The sequence below is a fragment of the Actinosynnema sp. genome, assembly GCF_052038725.1.
The window spans coordinates 1-2,906 of record NZ_JBQGCX010000779.1 but is presented as its reverse complement, the minus strand read 5'-3'; the positions used below and the strand labels follow the sequence as shown (position 1 = coordinate 2,906).

Here is a 2,906-nt window from a genome sequence, read left to right as displayed (position 1 = left end):
GGGGTGTTTGGCGGGGGGCCGGGGGCGGGGCCCCCCCCCCAGGTCGGGACCAGCGGTCATCATGCCGCACCCGCTCCCCGCGCGGGGGCGGTTCGACCGGCTCAGCCCGCCGCGCTGAGCGCGAGCACCTTCACGTTCGGGTTCGCGCCCAGGACCACCGACGTGGTGCGGACGTCCGGGTCCAGGGGGACGGTCACCCGCCACAGGCGAGCGGTCCGGCCGTCCGCCGTGCCGTCGACGCGGTGGCGGGTGCTCGCGGTGGCGGGCACCCGTTCGGCGAACCTCGGGCCGGGCAGGTTCGGCACCGGGGTGGCGGCGGGCGTCACGTGGTCCACGGGCAGGTCGCCGGCGCCCCAGGTGGGGTTCGGGGTGGGGGCCACGTCGATGGTGACGGCTCCCCCGTGGCGGACCACGGATTCCGGGAGCCAGGAGCGGTCGTGCGCGCGGCCGTCGAGCTTCGCGCCGCGCACGTAGGCGTTCTCCGCCGAGGCGTTCGGCGCGGTGATCGTGATGTCCGGGGCGCCGTCGCGGTGCAGGACGGCTTTGGGGAACAGCGGGCTGGACAGCAGCAGTTCGGCGCGGCTCGGGGTCTGCGGGTAGATGCCGAGCGCGGCGAACGCGTACCAGGCGGACATCGTGCCCAGGTCGTCGTTGCCGGGCAGGCCGCCGGGACCGGTGCCGTAGACCAGGGACGCCATGGCGCGCACGGTCTCCTGGGTCTTCCACGGCGCGCCCAGCGCGTTGTACAGCCACGGGGTGTGGATGCCGGGCTCGTTGGTCGGGTCGTAGCGCAGGCCGTCGCCTCCGGTGGCCCACGAGCCGTCGGGGCGGTGGAAGAAGGCGTCCAACCTGGTGATCGCGCGGTCCCTGCCGCCCATCGCGGCGGCCAGGCCGGAGACGTCCTGCGGGACCATCCAGGTGTAGGTGGAGCTGGTGCCCTGGGCGAAGCCGAGGTCGGAGGACGGGCTGAACGGCCACGTCCAGGCGCCGTCGGCGGCGCGAGCCTGCTGGTAGCCGGTGTCCCCGGCGGAGGGGTTGAAGGTGTTGCGCCACCAGCTCGCCCTGGGCAGCAGGGCGGCGCGCACGTCGGCGCGGCCGAGCTTCCCGGCCCAGTCGGCGAGCGCGGCGTCGGCGACGGCGGCCTCCAGGGTCTCGGCGGCGCCTCCCCAGCAGTGGCAGGTGTCCTGCGGGGCGTAGCCCAGGCGCAGGTGCTCGGCCAGGTTCGGGCGCTGGCCCTCGCACTGGCCGGGGCAGCCCCTGTCGGACAGGCCGTCGGGGTGCGGGGTGGTGGCTTGCCGCACCAGGGAGTCGAACGCGCCGCGCACGTCGAAGTCCTCGGCCCCCATGGCGTGCATCCCGGCGAGGGCGGGTGCGGACGGGTCGCCGGTCATCACGTGGGTGGGGCCGTTGACGTGGACCCAGCGGTCCCAGACGCCGCCGTTCTGCTCGGCGAGGTTGAGCAGGGACTGGGCGTAGTCGGAGGCGACCTCCGGCTCCAGCAGGGCGAGGAGTTGGGTGTGGGCGCGGTACTGGTCCCAGCCGGAGAAGTTGCCGTACTGGGCGCGTTGTCCGCGTTCGAGGCGGTGGATCTCCCGGTCCGAGCCGAGGTAGGCGCCCGCGACGTCGCTGGTGACGTTCGGTTGCAGGAAGGCGTGGTACAGCGCGGTGTAGAACGTGGTGCGCAGGTCGTCGGTCCCGCCGGAGACCTCGACCGCGCGCAGTTGGCGGTTCCACTCGCGGCGGGCGTCGGCGGCCACGCGGTCGGTGGTGGCGGCGCGGCCGATCTCGTGGTCGAGGTTGCGGCGGGCGGCTTCCGCGCTGGTGTAGGAGATCCCGACGCGCACCCGCACGTCGGTGTCGGTGGTGGTGTCGAACGTGACGTAGCCGCCGGAGCCCCGGCCCTGGCGGGCGGCGCCGGTCTCGTAGCCCTCGCCGCCGGACGCGGTGGTGGCGCCGGGGTTCAGGGTCCCGTCGCGCCAGGTCCCGGTTCCTGCGAACGGGCGGTCGAACGCGGCGGTGAAGTGCAGGCGGTAGTAGGTCTTCTTGTTGTTGGCGCCGCCGTTCGCGCGGCGACCGCAGAACGCGCCGGTGAGGACCGAGCCCGAGACGGTGCGGGCGGCCGGGTCGATGGTGATCTCGGCGTCCTCGCTGCCGTTGAGCGAGTTCGAGGTGCGGAACAGGAGCGCGGCGGGTTTCCCTCGGGGGAACGCGAAGTCGCCGATGCCGGCGCGGGTGGTGACGGCCAGGTCGGCGGACGCGCCGGAGGCGAGGGCGACGGTGTAGCGGCCGGGGGTGGCGGTCTCGTCCTCGTGCCGGAAGTCGCTGGCGTAGACCTGGTCGCGCACGTCGGCGGTGGGCGAGGAGGTGACCTCGCCGACGAACGGCATGATCGGCACGTCGCCCGCCGCGCCGGGGTGGCAGCCCGCGCCGGTGACGGGGGTGAGGCTGAAGCCGCGCACGCGGGTGGTGTTGTGCGAGTAGCCGTTGGCGGCGGCGGTGTTGGTCTGGTCGCCCGCGGTGCTGGTGGGGCTCCAGGAGATCATCCCGAACGGGCGGACCGCGCCGGGGTAGGTGTTGCCGCCGTTCGCCGAGCCGATCAGCGGGTCGACGTGGGCGACCGGGTCGGGGACCGGTCCCGGTTGTGCCGCGAGGGCTTGGGGTGTGGCCACCAGTCCTGAGGCGAGCACGAGGCCCGCCAGTCCCACCGCGAACGCGCGCACGCGACACCGCCCTCTCCGACTGAACCCGGACACGCCTCGGGTCTACCGGCCGTCCCTGGGCGCGGGGAAGCGCGCGACGGGGTTTCCGTCCACCGGACAGGGACTTGTGGGAGCGATTCCACGTCCGTGCCACCGGGTGTTCACCCCGCTTGCCGCCGAGGGCCCACTGGGGCTAGTCTCACGCCC

The 2,906-nt window shown here is 74.5% G+C and carries 1 protein-coding gene; it reads right to left on the bottom strand.

Features of this window, described 5'->3' with window-relative positions; translation table 11 throughout:
• Nucleotides 1-101: 101 nt before the first annotated feature.
• Nucleotides 102-2,720 (bottom strand): GH92 family glycosyl hydrolase, encoded by a 2,619-nt coding sequence (locus ACTUAL_RS16135; protein WP_440900836.1) that lies wholly within the window; start codon nt 2,718-2,720, stop codon nt 102-104.
• Nucleotides 2,721-2,906 lie beyond the last annotated feature (186 nt).